Source organism: Nocardioides zhouii, assembly GCF_004137345.1.
In the GTDB taxonomy this organism is placed as follows: Bacteria; Actinomycetota; Actinomycetes; order Propionibacteriales; family Nocardioidaceae; genus Nocardioides; species Nocardioides zhouii.
In genome coordinates this window covers 75,155-89,608 of record NZ_SDWV01000011.1, presented here as the reverse complement: position 1 = coordinate 89,608, position 14,454 = coordinate 75,155, and the positions used below count along the sequence as shown (strand labels likewise).

Genomic DNA, 14,454 nt, shown 5'->3' with positions numbered 1-14,454 from the left:
TGCCATGAACATAGCAACGAATGCACGGGTGGCGCTCGTCACCGGGGGATCGGCCGGTCTGGGACTGGCCCTGAGCAGGGCGCTCGCGGAGGCCGGGTGGCGCGTGATCACCGACGGACGCAGCGCGGAGAAGTTCAAGGAGGCGGACCTGGCGGACGGGGTGACGGTGGTGGTCGGCGACCTCACCGACGCCGACCACCGCGCCGAGCTGGTCGCGCACGTGACGGCGTACGGCCGGTTGGACCTGCTGGTCCACAACGCCAGCACCCTCGGCGCGCTGCCGATGCGGCCGCTGGCCGAGGTCGACGTCCCCGACCTCGCGCACGTCTGGCGAACGAACGTCGGCGGTCCGCTCGTGCTGACGTCCACGATGCTGCCGTGGCTGCGCGAGGCGGACGGCGTGCTCCTGTCGATCAGCTCGGACGCCGCGGTCAACCACTACGAGGGGTGGGGCCTCTACGGCGCGAGCAAGGCCGGCCTCGACCACGTCACGCTGACCTATGGGGCCGAGACCGGCCTCACGGCGTACGCCGTCGACCCCGGCGACATGCGCACCGCGATGCACCAGGACGCGTTCCCCGGCGAGGACATCTCGGACCGGCCGCAGCCGGAGACGGTCGTCCCGCACCTGCTCGCGCTGCTCGACGCCAGGCCCGAGAGCGGCCGCTACCGGGCGGAGGACTTCTGATGACGCTGCTGACCGAGACGCCGCACACCCACTTCGAGTCGTCGGCCTTCGCGCCACAGCCGGCCGAGGCACGTGGACTGGCGCGCGACGAGGTGCGCCTGCTGGTGGCGACGCCGGATGGGTTGTCCCACCAGCGGTTCCGCGACCTGCCCGATCACCTCGGCGCTGGCGACGTGCTCGTGGTCAACACCTCCGCGACCGTGCCTGCCGAGGCGGACGCGACCCTCGATGGTGCGCCGGTCGTCGTGCACGTGGCCCACCATCTCGAGGACGGCGACCGCGTCGTCGAGCTGCGCAGCGCGCCCGACGCCGCCCGCGCCCTGCTCGACGCGTCGGTCGGCGACGTCGTCGAGGTGGGCGACGTACGCCTGGTGCTGCGCGCGCCGTGGCCGTCGTACGCCCCGTCGTCGCCCACCGGCGTCGGCAACCGGCTCTGGCGGGTGTCGGTGCGGGGTAACCTCGACCGGCAGCTCGACTGGAACGGTCGGCCGATCGCGTACGGCTACCTCGATGGGCGCTACCCGCTCGCGGACTACCAGACCGTCTTCGGTCGCCGTCCTGGCAGCGCCGAGATGGCCTCGGCCGGACGGCCGTTCACGCCCGAGCTGGTGACCCGGCTGGTGACGGCCGGAGTCCAGTTCGCGCCGGTCACGCTGCACACCGGTGTCTCGTCGCAGGAAGCGGGTGAGGCGCCCGGGCCGGAGTGGTTCGAGGTGCCGCCGACGAGCGCGCGGCTGATCAACGGCGCGTGCGACAACGGCGGACGGGTGATCGCCGTGGGCACGACCGCGACCCGGGCGGTCGAGTCGTCCGTGCAGGGCCGGTACGTCGTCGCCAGCCGCGGCTGGACCTCACGCGTGGTCACGCCCGCGCAGCCGCCGCGGGTCATCGACGGGCTGATCACCGGCTGGCACGACCCGATGGCGTCGCACCTGCTGCTCGTCGAGGCCGTCGCGGGCCAGCGCCTCACACAGGCGGCGTACGACGCTGCGGTGGTCGAGGGCTACCTCTGGCACGAGTTCGGCGACTCGGCCCTGCTGCTGCGGCGCTGAGGAATGAGTGGAGCCCCGGGACGCTAGGTGCGTCCCGGGGCTCCACTGTTGCTCGTTGCCCGTGGGTCAGGCCTGCTGGCCCAGCGCGAACTGGATGTTGCCTTCCTCGTCCACGCCGCCGTCCAGGATCTTGTCGTCGAGCATCTCGGCGGCCGGGCCGTCGACGTAGACGGTCGCGCCGTCCTGCTCGATGACCTGGTCGTCCGGGGCGGCCTGGTCCGCGGGGCTGACCGACAGGGACTGCCCGTCGGGCTCCGCCGCGATGCGGAGGCCGGAGATGGCCGGCACCTCGCCGCTGAGCTTCTTCACGATCTCGGTCACGTTCTCGGTGAGAGCAAGCATCTGGCTCTCCTTCCGACTAGCGAATGTGTCACCTCCACCATTGCCCGGACCCTCGTCAGGGTCAAAACGACGGACGGGCGTGAGGCCGTGAGGAGAATGTGACGGCACTGCCACTGCAGCGACAGTCCTCACGTCACAGTCCGCGACCACGCTCAGGGCATGAGCATGGAGACCCCCACCCGCCGGAGCCGTCGCTGGATCGAGGACTGGCGTCCCGAGGACGCCGACTTCTGGGAGACCACCGGGGCGTCGGTCGCCCGGCGCAACCTGGTCTGGTCGATCTTCGCCGAGCACGTCGGCTTCTCCGTCTGGCTGATCTGGAGCGTCTCGTCGGCGTTCCTGCTGGCGCAGGGCTTTGCGTTCACGCCGCAGCAGCTCTTCCTGCTGGTGGCACTGCCCAACCTGGTCGGGTCGCTGCTCCGGCTGCAGTACACCTTCGCGGTGCCGCGGTTCGGTGGTCGCAACTGGACGATCGCCAGCGGCGCGATGCTGCTGGTGCCGACGCTGCTCTTCGCGTACGCCGTCCAGGACCCGTCGACGCCCTACTGGGCCTTCTGCCTGATCGCCGCGACCGCCGGCGTCGGCGGCGGCAACTTCGCGTCGTCCATGGCCAACATCAACTTCTTCTACCCCTCCGACCGCAAGGGCGCGCTGATGGAGGCGGCCTTCTCCGTCGGCCGCCGCGACGACGTGATCTCCGCCTTCCAGTCCGACGTCGTCGCTTCCTGCGTCGGCCCGGTCACCGCCGCCGCCTTCGAGATGTGGGGCGTGCCGACGATCTTCCCGGACCGCTCGCGCCTCGCCGGGATGGTCAAGCAGCTCGAGACCGAGCTCCCGACCCGGCGCGACGGGGTCGACGTACGCCTCTCCGACGGGCGCACGCTGATCGTGCACGCAGACTCCCTGCTGCTGGACGGCGTACCGGTCGAGCTCTCGCCCGCGCCCCTGTCGGTGCTGCTGGCCCTGCTGGTGAACCCGGGCTTCGTGGTCCCGCGGCGCGCCCTGCTGGCCGCGCTCCCGTCGGGCCAGGCGGGCTCGGAGCACGCCGTCGAGATGGCGGTCGCACGTCTCCGGGCCGCGATCGGCACCAAGGCCGTGCTCACGGTCGTGAAGCGGGGATATCGGCTCGCGGTGGGACATCCCTGACCCGGCAGAGTTAGATGGTGCCGAGCCGTAGCACCCACGCCGAGCGCCGGGAGTCGAGATGGGCAACAACCCTCGTGTCGAGGAGCCGTACGACCTCGGGCCCGACCACACGGTCCTGCTCGGCGTCGACCTGCAGCAGGGCTTCAGCGACGGCGGGTGGGAGCACACGCCGGACGCGCCCGCCGCGGTCGCGAACTTCCGTGCCGCGGCTGCCGCCTGGCGAGCCGCCGGTGGCCGCGTGGTCCTGTGTCGGGAGATCTACTACCCCGAGGACTATCCGGGGCCTGACGGTCAGCCCATCCCGGAGGTCGTGGCCCACCACCCGCTGATGTCGGGTCGCGACAATGCCGAGTTCTATCCTGATCTCGTCGGGGCCGATGACGTCGTGATGCGCAAGACCGGCTTTTCCGCGGTGGCGGACGGCAACCTGATCGAGATCCTCACCGACAACGGCTGGGACACGGTCGTGATGGGCGGGCTCACCACCCCGATCTGCGTAGGGACGACGTCCGACGCGCTCAGCATGGCCGGGATCAAGGTGGTCATCCTGGAGGACGCCTGCGCCTCGCAGTCGTTCGAGGGGTTCTCGGCACAGGATGCGCACGAGTTCGCTCTCGCAAGGTTCCGCTACCTCTTCGGTCAGACCATGACGACGTCGCAGTTCGTCGCACAGACCGATGCAGGCGCTGAAATGCGTTCGCGGGTGCTCGGTCCGGCTGTCTAGCGTGGCCGCATGACCTCTCGTCTGTACGCGCTCACCATCCTCGCCTCGGACCCCGATGCCCTCGCGCTCTTCTGGAGCAAGCTGCTCGGCGACGCGGACGTGCCGCTGCCGCTGGTCTTCGAGAAGGCGGACCTGCCGAGGTCCGGGCTGAACCAGATGCACTTCCACCTGACGAGCTACACCGCGTCGCAGGATGCGAACGTCGAGCGCGCGGTGTCGCTCGGTGCGACCCACCTCGATGTCGGGCAGCTGCCCGAGGAGGACCACGTGGTCCTCGCCGACCCGGAGGGCAACGAGTTCTGCATCATCGAGGAGACCAACAACTGGCTCGCGGGGACCGGGTTCCTCGGCGAGCTCGCGGCCGACGGGACGCGCGAGGTCGGCGTGTTCTGGGCCGCCGCGCTCGACTGGCCGCTGGTGCACGACGAGGACGGCGAGACCGCGATCGCGCCGCCGGGGGGTGGGTTCAAGATCGCCTGGGGTGGGCCGCCGCTCAACGAGCGCGCTCCGCGCAACCGGATGCACCTGGTGCTGGCGACCTCAGACCTGGGAGCCGAGGTCGAGCGGCTGGTGTCGCTCGGGGCGTCCGTGGTGGAGCGTCGGGGCGACCAGGTCGAGATGGCGGACCCGGGACGGCAACGAGCTCGTCCTGCGGGCCGGGTAGCGACGGTGGCCGCGTGCTGACCCTGGCCGTCGTGGTCGCCCACCCGGACGACGATGCTTACGGCATCGCGGGGACCGTAGCGCTGCACCTGGACGACGAGGAGTTCCGCTTCGTGCTCGTCCATGCCACGGACGGCGAGGGTGGCGACATCCGTCCCGGCTTCCCGGCGACTCCCGAGACGCTCGGGGCCGTACGCCGCGCTGAGGACGAGGCGGGGTGGCGCGCAGTGGGTCGCGCGCCGGACCGCCACGTGTGGCTCGGGTATCCCGACGGCGAGGTCGGCCGGGTGCCCTTCGACGAGCTGGTCGAGGCGGTGTGGTCGGTCCTCGAGGAGGAGCAGCCGACCGTCGTGTTCACCTTCGGCCCCGACGGGATCTTCGGCCATCCCGACCACATCGCGATCGGCGCCGCGACCGACGCGGCGTTCGCGCGGGCGGCCTCGTCGAGCGGCACCGCCTTCCGACGCCTGCTGCACGGCGCCGTCCCCGAGTCGGCCTTCTCCCGGTGGAACGAGCAGCGCGCCGCCCAGGGGCGGTGGGTGTTCGACCCGACGGCGACCTACCACATGCGTGGCGTCCCGGACGCGGAGATCGGGGTCGCCGTCGACTGCCGTCCGGTGGCGAGCCGCATCGTGGCCGGGTTGCGAGAACACCGCAGCCAGCACCACGTCTTCATCGACGACGCGGACGACGTGGCCCGCTGGGAACGCATCGTCACCCGCGAGTGGCACGTCATCGCCTGGCCGCCGCGCGAGCCGGGTGCGGCCACGCTGGGGGACGTGTTCGAGGGGCTCGAGTAGGTCGGGTGAACCTCAGCCTCGACACCTCACCATCGACCCCGGCTAGCGCGGCCCGGGACACCAGGAAGGCAGTTGGCGGCCAGAGGTCGGTCGTTGAGCGTGCGGATCCCCGGCTGAGGCGCGAACTGCCTTCATGGTGTGCGGGTCGGCATCACAGCCAGCGGCGTACGCGGCCAGAGCCGGAAGCTCACGGTGTCGCTCGACATGAACTGATAGTGCGGTGTCTGTGGTGCGGATGGCACGTCAGGATCACCGCACAGTGGGCTGGGTCTCGATACGAGACCACCCCATGGTTGTCACCGCTGGAGGTCGACGGCCTCGGGGGTGTGGAGGCGGACCATGAAGCGGCCGGCGTGGGCGGGGACCGAGGCCGCGGTGAGGCGGGAGACGACGACCATCGTCAGGAACGACGCCGGGACCGACCAGGCAGCGGGCTGGCCCAGCAGGGCGGCGGTCCAGCCGGAGGCCGACGACGTGCCCAGCGTCCAGGCGACGGCAGCGCCGGAGCCCAGGCCACCGACCAGCAGCCCTGCCACCGCGCCGGTCGGCGTCAGCCCGCGCCACCAGATGCCGAGCATCAGCAGGGGCGCGAACGTTGACGCAGTGACCGCGAACGCGAGCCCGACGGTGCGGGCCACTGCAACGTCCTGGGCCGGCAGTGACATCAGCAGCGGTACGACGACGGCGATGACCGCCGCGACGCGGAAGGCAGCGACGCCGCCGAGCCGGCGGGTGCCCCAGCGCCGGCCGGTCACGTCCTGGGAAAGCACCCCCGCGACGGCGATCGTCAGCCCCGAGCTGGTCGAGAGGAAGGCCGCGAAGGCGCCGGCGGTCACCAGCCCGGTGAGGAACGCGCCGAGCACGCCGCCCACCATCAGCGACGGCAGCTCGAGCACGAGCACGTCCGACCGGCTGGCGACGAGGTCGGGGGCGTAGATGCGGCCGAGCGCGCCGTACACGGGTGGCAGGACGTAGAAGATGCCCAGCAGCCCGAGCACGGCGAGCGTCGTACGACGGGCAGCGCGGCCATCGGGGTTGGTGTAGAACCGCACGACCACGTGCGGCAGGCCCATCGTGCCGAGGAACGTCGCGACGATGAGGGAGTACGTCGTGTAGAGCCCGATGCCGCCGCCGGGCGTCGCCAGGGGGATCGACCACGACGCGGGCGCTGCGGCGGCCGGGTCGGTGGCGCCGTCGGCCATCCAGACGGCCAGCAGGATGAAGACCGGGATGAGGAGCGCGGTGAGCTTCAGCCAGTACTGGAAGGCCTGCACGAAGGTGATCGACCGCATCCCGCCGGGGCTCACCGACGCCAGCACCACCAGCGCGACCACGAGCGAGCCGGCCCACTGCGGGGCGCCGATCGTGGCGCGCAACGTGACGCCGGCGCCCTGGAACTGCGGCAGCAGGTAGAGCCACCCGATCGCCACGACGAGCACCGAGCAGAGCTTGCGCACGCCGCGCGAGCCGAGTCGTGCCTCGGCGAAGTCGGGCAGCGTGTACGCCCCCGACCGCCGCAGCGGCGCGGCGACGAGCACCAGCAGGACGAGGTAACCGGCGGTCCAGCCGACGGGGTACCAGAGCATCTCCGCGCCGAACGTCAGCAGCAGCCCGGCGACGCCGAGGAAGGACGCGGCGGAGAGGTACTCCCCACCGATCGCGCTGGCGTTGAGCCGCGGCCGCACCGTCCGCGAGGCGACGAGGAAGTCGCTCGTGGTGCGCGAGATCCGCAGCCCGAAGGTGCCGATCGCCAGCGTGGCGATCGAGACCAGCACCACCGCGACGACGCCCGGGACGACGTCGGTGTTCATATCTCGTCCTCCGGCAGCACCGTCGTGACGAGGTCGGCGAAGTCGCGCTCGTTGCTCTCGACGCGGCGGATGTAGAGCCAGCCGAGCAGGACCAGCCACGGATAGGTAAACACCCCGAGCAGCAGCCACGCCAGCGGCACCGGCCCGACGCGCACGGCGCCGAGCGACGGGACGAGGTGGAACAGCAGCGGCAGCAGCCCGACCGTCAGGGCCAGTGCCGCGAGCACCTGCAGAGCGAGCACCAGCTGCTCGCGCAGCAGCGAGCGCATGAAGACCTCGCCCAGCGCGGTCTCGGCGTCGATCTCGCGCGTCCCGGCAGGGCGTACGACGTCGGCGCGACGCCGAGGCGGTCCGGTCACCCGGACGCGGGGCGGCGGCTGGTCGCTCACGACGGCGGCTCGCGCCGCACCAGGACCGAGCGCAGCTCGCGGGTGTGCCTCCGGCTGACCGGCAGCTCGGTGCCGCCGATGACGACGCTCACCCGACCGGCCTCGCTGCGCACCTCCTTGACGTGGGGGAGGGCGACGAGGACCGAGCGGTGGATCCGCACGAAGCCGGCCGCCGCCCACTGCTCGGCGAGCGACGACAGGGGAGTCCGCACCAGGTGTGAGCCCTCCGCGGTGTGCAGCCGGGCGTAGTCGCCCTGCGCCTCGACATGGGTGATCTCGGAGCGGTTGATGAAACGGGTGACGCCGCCGCGCTCGACCGGGATCTGCACGTCACCGGACGGCGACGGGCCGCCGGCCTCGACCACCCGGCGTACGGCCTCGGCGAGGCGCTCCTCGCGCACCGGCTTGAGGACGTAGTCGACCGCGCGCAGCTCGAAGGCGGCCACGGCGTGCTCCTCGTGCGCGGTCACGAAGACCACCGGCGGCGGGGACTTGAAGCGCGACAGGACCTGCGCGAGGTCGAGGCCGGTCAGGCCGGGCATCTGGATGTCGAGGAAGACCGCGTCGACGTCCTCGGCCTGCAGCACCCGCAGCGCCTCGGTGGCGGAGTCGCTGCCCATCACCTCGCCGATGCGCGGGTCGCGGCCGAGCAGGAAGGTCAGCTCGTCGAGGGCGGGGCGCTCGTCGTCGATGACGAGGACGCGTAAGGGGTTCATACCTGGACTCCCGGGGCGAACTTCGGCACCCGCACGATGACCTTGGTGCCGGCGCCGGGTGCGGTCTCGACCACCAGACCGTAGTCGTCGCCGTAGGCGTTGCGCAGCCGCGCATCGACATTGCCGAGCCCGACCGAGTCCATCGACGCGTCGCCGGCCAGCGCCTGGCGGACCCGCTCGGGGTCCTCGCCGGTGCCGTCGTCCTCGACCTCGATGACGCACTCCTGGTCGAGGTCGCGCGCGGTGATCGACAGCCGGCCGACGCCGTCCTCCTTGTCGGCGCTGGCCTCGAGCCCGTGGCGTACGGCGTTCTCGACGAGCGGCTGGATGCAGAGGAACGGCACCGCCACGGGTAGCACCTCGGGCGCGACCTGCAGCGTCACCTGGAGCCGCTCGCCGAACCGTGCCTGCTCGAGCAGGAGGTAGCGCTCGACGGAGCGCAGCTCCTCGGCGAGCGTCGTGTACTCCCCGTGACGGCGGAAGGAGTAGCGCGTGAAGTCGGCGAACTCCAGCAGCAGCTCGCGGGCGCGGTCGGGGTCCGTACGCACGAAGCTGGCGATCGCGCCGAGCGAGTTGTAGACGAAGTGCGGACTGATCTGAGCCCGCAGCGCCCGCACCTCGGCCTCCATCAGCCGGTTCCTCGAGAGGTCGAGCTCGGCCAGCTCGAGCTGGCCGCTGACCCACGACGCGACCTCGTCGGCCGCGCGGACGAGCCCGCCGGTGGTGTGCGGCGTGCCGACGACGAGCGCCCCGACGAGCGTGTCCTCGACGACGAGCGGGCTGACGATTGCCTGCGTGACCTGGCAGCCGCTGGCGTCGCAGACCAGCGTGCGCTCGTCGACGATCATCGTGCGACCCGTCTCCGCGACCTGGCTGATCGTGCCCGCGAGCTGGCTCTGGTGGTGGCCACCGACGCCGTCCCACGCGAGCAGGCCGCTGGTGTCACCGAGGCCGGCGGCCGGCGTGCCGAGAAGCGCGCGCAGGTGGCGTACGGACCGCTCGGCGCTCGAGCTCGTCAGGCCCTCGCGCAGGGCCGGGCTGGCGAGCGAGGCGTTGTGCAGCGCGCGGAAGGCGGCGCGGTCGGCCTCGCCGCCCAAGGACGTACGCCGCCACCGCCATCTCGCCACGCAGCAGACCCTAGGTGCCGGGTCGCGGTGCCGCTACCGCTCGCAGCGGCGCTCGCGCTCGGCGACGCAGCGGTCGCGGCCGGCGTTGCCGTCGGCCGTGTCGCGGCCGCCCTCCCCGAGGAGCCGGTCCGCACCCCTGCCGCCGTGGATCCGGTCGTTGCCCGCGCCGCCGCGGATCGTGTCGCGGTCGCCGTCGCCGTGGAGGCGGTCGTTGCCCGGACTCCCGTAGAAGGAGTCGTTGCCCGGCCCGCCCCGCATCTCCGCGGACTTCGTGCAGCTGAAGGAGTACGCCTCGAAGTAGTAGTCGGGGTCCCAGATGAGCTCGTCGTCGCCGTGGCCGCCGGTGATCGTCGTCGTGCAGGCGAGGGCGATGAGCGTGTTGTCCTGCGCGTCTCCCGCCATCAGGACGTCGGGCGCCATGAGGAACGCGTTCTCGACACCGGAGGCAGGGAACGGAACGTCGTTGACCCGCAACTGCTGCTGCTTGAGGTCGAGGGCGAGGCTCCCGGACGAGCGGGCCCCCACGAGCCGGTCCTCGCCGGCGCCGGCGTCGATGCGGCTGCCGCCGCCCAGGAGGGCCTCGCTCAGGACGACGTCGTCGTGCCCGCCGAGCATGAAGGCGGCGAGGGTCGTCGGACCGACGCCCAGGACGCTGACAGTGAGGCGGTCGGCACCCTCGGTGCCGTGGAAGCCGATGTCGGCGCTGTAGCTGTCGAGCTCCAGGCCCTCGAAGGAGGAGAAGTGCGCGGTGGTGGCGCCGCCATCGTGCCGATAGACGCCGGCGGCCAGGTCGAAGGTGTCCCCGTAGCCGGCGCGGACGGTGGTCTTCAGCGTGTCCTCGCCGTCACCGCCTGCGAGCAGGCCGTCCGGCGCCGTGCGCCCGCCCAGGAGCGTGAGCCGGTCCGTGCCGGGCCCGAGGTCGACGACGTCGGATTCGCCGGCGGTGGTCACCGCGTCGTTGCCCGAGCCCGTACGCACCGTGTCGACGTCTGCAGCGCTGAAGTACGGGTCGCCCGCGATCACGGCGTCGCTGGCCGCCCCACCCTCCAGGACGTCGGCGCCCGCACCGAGGTCCGTGTCGATGTAGTAGGTGCTCGAGCTCCCGGTGGTGTCGACGACGTCGTTGCCGGCGCCGGCGTCGACAGAGAGCACGTTGTAGTTGGTGCCGTCGGGAACGACGCAGACCAGGTCGTCACCACCGAGCGCGAGCACCTGGGTGGCGCGCCCGGTCACGATGACGTCGCGGCCCTCAGTGCCGGTCACCGTGGGTGTCGTCCCCACGACTGTCGCGGCCTCGCCGCGACAGGTCTCGGCCGCGGCACTGACGGCGGACGTCGGTGCCAGCAGGGCCAGTCCGAGCAGGCCGGCAGCGGTCAGTGGCGTCGCACGACGCATGGTTCCCCCAGAGAGCTGAGTCAGCGGAAGTCGATGAGCAACATGTCCGTGTCAGTGCCGTCGCTCACGACCGGTCCCTCCTGTGACGGGTCCCCGTCGTCGGAAGTTGTCTGCTCGTCGCGATCGATCACGACGGCTCGGTAGCAGCGGGTGACGTAGGGGATCTGCATGCCGTCCATGCCGCGGCCGTAGTCCGCGTAGAAGGCACGCACCTCGTCGAGGTGCTCGTGCTGTCCGGCGTCGTCCATCATCGCGAAGCTGGACCGCGAGCGCGCCAGGTCGATGACCGTCTCGCGGTTGACCTCCTGCCAGTGCTTGAAGGTCGTCTCCTCCATGAAGCCGAAGAGGTCGCTCTGCACGAGCTGCTGCGCCGAGCTGGTGTCGAGGTCCTGCCGGCCGAGGAGGTCGCCCATCTTGCGCACCCACGGGATCCGCTCGTCGCGGCTGTTCCACACCAGCGCGACGTGGCCGCCGGGCTTGAGCACGCGCGCGATCTCCGGGAGGGCGACCTCGTGGTCGAACCAGTGGAACGCCTGCGCCACCACGACCACGTCGACCGAGCGGTCGTTGGCCGGGATGTCCTCGGCGGTCGCGGTCCTGGCGCTGACCTCCGGCACCCGCTCGCGCAGCACCTCGAGCATCGCCTCGTCGGGGTCGGTCGCGAACACTGCGTGGCCCGCGTCGACGAGCTGGCGGGTCAGCTTGCCCGTGCCGGCGCCGAGCTCGAGGACGACCTTGGCCTCACCGCCGGTCAGCCAGGCGACGGCCTCGGCCGGGTACGCCGGGCGGCCACGGTCGTACGCCTCGGCGACGGCCCCGAACGACCGTGCACGGTCGACCGTGGCCGGGGTCTCGGGGAGTTCGTCGCTCATCGACCTCACCGTATCCCGCGGTCGGGCGTCCCGGCGCACCTACTCTGGGCGCGTGAGCTCGTTGGAACGCCTCGATGCGGCGTCGGTGCAGGACACGGTCGCGCGGCTCGAGGCGCGCATCGCGGCCCGCTTCCCTGCCCGCGGACTGCTGAAGGTGGCGGGCGAGCTGAAGGTGCTGACATCCGACGTCGAGGACGGTGCGAGCGCCATCCGCAGCCGGCTGCGGTGGGTACGACTCGGCTCGCGTGTCGCGGCCGTGCTCGTCCTGGCCGCCACCGTGCTCGTCTTCGTGCTCGCCTCGCGCGACGCCGTACGCGCCGGCCCGGACCGGTCCTTCGAGTGGGTGCCGCTCATCGAGTCGACCATCAATGACCTCGTCTTCGCCGGGCTGGCGCTCTGGTTCCTCTACGCCCTGCCGCAGCGGCTCGAGCGCGGCCACCTCCTCGACCTGTTGCACCGGTTGCGGTCGCTCGCGCACATCGTCGACATGCACCAGCTCACCAAGGACCCCGAGCGGCTGCGGGCGGACTTCGTCCCGACCAGCGCCACGGTCGACATCGGGAACCTCGACCGCAGCCAGATGGAGCACTACCTCGAGTACTGCTCGGAGCTGCTCTCGCTCATCGGCAAGGTCGCCGCGCTGTGTGCGGAGGAGTCGCAGGACTCGCTGGTGCTCACGACCGTCAGTGATCTCGAGACGCTGACCACCGGGATGTCGCGCAAGATCTGGCAGAAGATCTCGCTGCTGCCCCGCGAATCGGTGCCGCCGGTGGCCGACTAACGTTGCTCGCCATGACCGACCCGCTCGCCTGGCTCACCGACCTCGAGGGCGTCCGCTCGGCCTATGCCGGCACCCGCGACGGCATCGACGTGCTGCTGCGCGACCGCGGGCTGCGGCGTACGTCGCCGGAGATGACCGCCGAGTCGCTGCTGCGCGGCGCCCACGCGAGCGCCGTGCTCGAGGGGTCTGCCTCGTCGCTGGACGAGGTCCGCGCGGGGGAGGCCGACGAGGTCGCGACCGACGCCGTACGCCTCTCCGCCTCGATGCTCGCGCTGGCGCCGCTGCTCAAGACCGCACCCCTGCAGGCGATCGCCCGGCTGCACGCCGTCGTCGGCTCGGGAGCGTTGGGACCCGACGAGCTCGGCCGGCCGCGCGACGCGGCGTCCGCCGACCGGCTGCGGGGCGTGTCCGAGCTCCTGCTCTCCGGCACCGAGGCGCCGGCGCTCCTGGTCGCCGCGATCGCCCACGCCGACGTGGCGACCGCCGCGCCGTTCGCCTCGCACAACGGCATCGTCGCCCGGGCGCTGGAGCGGCTGGTGCTGGTCTCGCGCGGGGTCGACGCCAAGTCGCTGGTCGTGCCCGAGGCCGGGCACCTCGCCCACCGGGCGGCGTACGAGTCCAACCTGCGGGCCTACCGCGACGGCGGTCCCAGCGGGGTGCACGCCTGGGCGCTGTACGGCGCGGAGTCGTTCGCCGCGGGTGCCGAGGCCTCGCCGCTCGTCAGCTGACCCTCTCCGGGGTAGTCCAGTGACTTGTGGCTGCCGAGGTTGGGTAGTCCAGTGACAAATGACTGTCGATCGGCCGGGATCGCAGCCAATTCTCACTGGACTATCCGGGCAGTCAGGCGGGCTCACCCACGTCACCGCATGCGAGCGGCACCCGCTCGCGAGGATCGGGTGCCGCCGCTGACACGTGATGCCTGGGCTACCAAGCGTGCATTCTCTAGTCGCCGCCCTCGAGAAGATCTCGAATGGCTAGCACCCCATCGGATGGGTGGATCGCCGCGTGGGTACCCGGTTCACGTGCTGACTGTGGAGTTGTGTCTTCAGTTCTAGTCCTGCCCCACCGGACCTACAAGGGTTGACTTTGACCCCGCCCGGTGGGTGCGCGGGGAACTCGTCGGTAGGTCGTCTCAGACGGCTCCGCGACGGCGCCGGTTGGCCCACATCACGCCGCCCGCCGCGACCGCTCCACCGACGGCGAGGGCGGCCAGGGTCGGCTTCGCGGGCGGCAGCGGCACGTGGCGACGCAGGGCGACGGGGCGTACGAAGCTGAGGACCGGCCAGTCGTTCGCGGTCGCGATGCGGCGCAGCTCGCGGTCGGGGTTGACGGCGAAGGGGTGCCCGACGACCTTCAGCATGTGCACGTCGGTGACGGAGTCGCTGTAGGCGTAGGACTCGGCGAGGTCGTAGCCGACGGTCTCGGCGAGGTGTTCGATCGCGCGCGCCTTCTCCTCGGCGTACGCGTAGTAGTCGATGTTGCCGGTGTACTTGCCGTCCGCGATCTCCATCCGCGTCGCGACGACCCGGTCGGCACCGAGCATCTGGCCGATCGGCTCGACGACCTCGGAGCCGCTGGCGGAGACGATCACGATGTCGCGACCGGCCTCGCGGTGCTCCTCCATCAGCGTGACCGCCTCGGCGTAGACGAGCGGCTCGACGATGTTGTTGAGGGTGTCGTGGACGATCTCGCGCACGGTTGCGACGTCCCAGCCGGCACAGAGCTGCGACATGAACTCGCGCATCTTGTCCATCTGGTCATGGTCGGCACCGCCGGTGAAGACGAACTGGGCGTACGCCGAGCGCAGCATCGCGCGTCGTGAGATGAGGCCGCCCGCCTGGAACTCGCGGCTGAAGGCCAGCGTGCTCGACTTGGCGATGATCGTCTTGTCGAGGTCGAAGAAGGCCGCGGTGGGGCGGGTCATGCCGTCATCGTAGGGGCCCCGGGA

16 protein-coding genes are annotated in these 14,454 nt (G+C 71.5%); 8 read left to right on the top strand and 8 right to left on the bottom strand.

All coding sequences use genetic code 11. The annotated features are described in order from the left end of the window. The first annotated feature begins 4 nt into the window (after positions 1–4). Together EUA94_RS12445 and EUA94_RS12440 are read left to right on the top strand one after the other, a co-directional pair. Positions 5–688, top strand: a complete 684-nt coding sequence (locus EUA94_RS12445; RefSeq protein ID WP_129427197.1) for an SDR family NAD(P)-dependent oxidoreductase — start codon at positions 5–7, stop codon at positions 686–688. Then, positions 688–1,740, top strand: a complete 1,053-nt coding sequence (locus tag EUA94_RS12440; RefSeq protein ID WP_129427196.1) for an S-adenosylmethionine:tRNA ribosyltransferase-isomerase — start codon at positions 688–690, stop codon at positions 1,738–1,740. The genes EUA94_RS12445 and EUA94_RS12440 overlap by 1 nt, the downstream gene beginning before the upstream one ends. A gap of 66 nt (positions 1,741–1,806) precedes the next feature. Here EUA94_RS12440 and EUA94_RS12435 read toward each other — a convergent pair whose 3' ends face one another. Next, positions 1,807–2,082: an iron-sulfur cluster assembly accessory protein gene (locus tag EUA94_RS12435; protein WP_129427195.1), complete on the bottom strand. Its 276-nt coding sequence runs from the start codon at positions 2,080–2,082 to the stop codon at positions 1,807–1,809. A gap of 159 nt (positions 2,083–2,241) precedes the next feature. Between EUA94_RS12435 and EUA94_RS22420 the strand changes: the two genes are divergently transcribed. Genes EUA94_RS22420 through EUA94_RS12415 form a run of 4 tightly spaced genes read left to right on the top strand, consistent with a single transcriptional unit; the run spans position 2,242 to position 5,415 of the window. Continuing rightward, positions 2,242–3,228: a winged helix-turn-helix domain-containing protein gene (locus tag EUA94_RS22420; protein WP_207210525.1), complete on the top strand. Its 987-nt coding sequence runs from the start codon at positions 2,242–2,244 to the stop codon at positions 3,226–3,228. A gap of 58 nt (positions 3,229–3,286) precedes the next feature. Beyond that, the gene (locus EUA94_RS12425; protein WP_129427194.1) at positions 3,287–3,952 is read left to right on the top strand and encodes a cysteine hydrolase family protein; all 666 of its coding nucleotides are present in this window, start codon (positions 3,287–3,289) and stop codon (positions 3,950–3,952) included. A gap of 9 nt (positions 3,953–3,961) precedes the next feature. Further along, the gene (locus EUA94_RS12420) at positions 3,962–4,636 is read left to right on the top strand and encodes a VOC family protein (protein WP_165356880.1); all 675 of its coding nucleotides are present in this window, start codon (positions 3,962–3,964) and stop codon (positions 4,634–4,636) included. Continuing rightward, on the top strand, positions 4,630–5,415 hold the full coding sequence (locus EUA94_RS12415) for a PIG-L deacetylase family protein (protein ID WP_129427193.1): 786 nt from the start codon (positions 4,630–4,632) through the stop codon (positions 5,413–5,415). Before EUA94_RS12420 ends, EUA94_RS12415 begins: the two co-directional genes overlap by 7 nt. A gap of 296 nt (positions 5,416–5,711) precedes the next feature. On the opposite strand, the gene EUA94_RS12410 is transcribed toward EUA94_RS12415, so the two are convergent. The 6 genes from EUA94_RS12410 to EUA94_RS12385 are packed head-to-tail and all read right to left on the bottom strand — an operon-like array spanning position 5,712 to position 11,725. Further along, positions 5,712–7,226 carry a sodium/solute symporter gene (locus EUA94_RS12410; protein WP_129427192.1) on the bottom strand — a complete coding sequence of 505 codons (1,515 nt, stop codon included), beginning with the start codon at positions 7,224–7,226 and terminating at the stop codon, positions 5,712–5,714. After that, positions 7,223–7,615 carry a hypothetical protein gene (locus EUA94_RS12405; protein WP_129427191.1) on the bottom strand — a complete coding sequence of 131 codons (393 nt, stop codon included), beginning with the start codon at positions 7,613–7,615 and terminating at the stop codon, positions 7,223–7,225. Before EUA94_RS12405 ends, EUA94_RS12410 begins: the two co-directional genes overlap by 4 nt. Next, positions 7,612–8,331: a LytR/AlgR family response regulator transcription factor gene (locus EUA94_RS12400; protein WP_129427190.1), complete on the bottom strand. Its 720-nt coding sequence runs from the start codon at positions 8,329–8,331 to the stop codon at positions 7,612–7,614. The genes EUA94_RS12405 and EUA94_RS12400 overlap by 4 nt, the downstream gene beginning before the upstream one ends. After that, complete coding sequence (locus EUA94_RS12395; protein WP_129427189.1) at positions 8,328–9,458, bottom strand: sensor histidine kinase; 1,131 nt, start codon at positions 9,456–9,458, stop codon at positions 8,328–8,330. The genes EUA94_RS12400 and EUA94_RS12395 overlap by 4 nt, the downstream gene beginning before the upstream one ends. A gap of 33 nt (positions 9,459–9,491) precedes the next feature. Continuing rightward, entirely contained in the window at positions 9,492–10,853 is a 1,362-nt protein-coding gene (locus EUA94_RS12390; RefSeq protein WP_129427188.1) for a calcium-binding protein, read from the bottom strand. Positions 10,854–10,873: 20 nt separating this feature from the next. Next, positions 10,874–11,725 carry a class I SAM-dependent methyltransferase gene (locus EUA94_RS12385; RefSeq protein WP_129427187.1) on the bottom strand — a complete coding sequence of 284 codons (852 nt, stop codon included), beginning with the start codon at positions 11,723–11,725 and terminating at the stop codon, positions 10,874–10,876. Between the two features lie 52 nt (positions 11,726–11,777). Here EUA94_RS12385 and EUA94_RS12380 point away from each other — a divergent pair, with 52 nt between their 5' ends. After that, positions 11,778–12,506, top strand: a complete 729-nt coding sequence (locus tag EUA94_RS12380; RefSeq protein ID WP_129427186.1) for a hypothetical protein — start codon at positions 11,778–11,780, stop codon at positions 12,504–12,506. Positions 12,507–12,517: 11 nt separating this feature from the next. After that, positions 12,518–13,234, top strand: coding sequence for a Fic family protein (locus EUA94_RS12375; RefSeq protein ID WP_129427185.1), 717 nt, complete (start codon positions 12,518–12,520; stop codon positions 13,232–13,234). Between the two features lie 404 nt (positions 13,235–13,638). Here EUA94_RS12375 and EUA94_RS12370 read toward each other — a convergent pair whose 3' ends face one another. After that, positions 13,639–14,430 (bottom strand): HAD family hydrolase, encoded by a 792-nt coding sequence (locus EUA94_RS12370; RefSeq protein ID WP_129427184.1) that lies wholly within the window; start codon positions 14,428–14,430, stop codon positions 13,639–13,641. Positions 14,431–14,454: the final 24 nt, after the last annotated feature.

Coding starts and splice junctions, on each gene's coding strand:
- EUA94_RS12410 (WP_129427192.1), bottom strand. CDS start 7,226: ATGAACACCGACGTCGTCCCGGGCGTCGTCGCGGTGGTGCTGGTCTCG.
- EUA94_RS12370 (WP_129427184.1), bottom strand. CDS start 14,430: ATGACCCGCCCCACCGCGGCCTTCTTCGACCTCGACAAGACGATCATC.
- EUA94_RS12385 (WP_129427187.1), bottom strand. CDS start 11,725: ATGAGCGACGAACTCCCCGAGACCCCGGCCACGGTCGACCGTGCACGG.
- EUA94_RS12400 (WP_129427190.1), bottom strand. CDS start 8,331: ATGAACCCCTTACGCGTCCTCGTCATCGACGACGAGCGCCCCGCCCTC.
- EUA94_RS12390 (WP_129427188.1), bottom strand. CDS start 10,853: ATGCGTCGTGCGACGCCACTGACCGCTGCCGGCCTGCTCGGACTGGCC.
- EUA94_RS12375 (WP_129427185.1), top strand. CDS start 12,518: ATGACCGACCCGCTCGCCTGGCTCACCGACCTCGAGGGCGTCCGCTCG.
- EUA94_RS12435 (WP_129427195.1), bottom strand. CDS start 2,082: ATGCTTGCTCTCACCGAGAACGTGACCGAGATCGTGAAGAAGCTCAGC.
- EUA94_RS12425 (WP_129427194.1), top strand. CDS start 3,287: ATGGGCAACAACCCTCGTGTCGAGGAGCCGTACGACCTCGGGCCCGAC.
- EUA94_RS12420 (WP_165356880.1), top strand. CDS start 3,962: ATGACCTCTCGTCTGTACGCGCTCACCATCCTCGCCTCGGACCCCGAT.
- EUA94_RS12445 (WP_129427197.1), top strand. CDS start 5: ATGAACATAGCAACGAATGCACGGGTGGCGCTCGTCACCGGGGGATCG.
- EUA94_RS12440 (WP_129427196.1), top strand. CDS start 688: ATGACGCTGCTGACCGAGACGCCGCACACCCACTTCGAGTCGTCGGCC.
- EUA94_RS22420 (WP_207210525.1), top strand. CDS start 2,242: ATGAGCATGGAGACCCCCACCCGCCGGAGCCGTCGCTGGATCGAGGAC.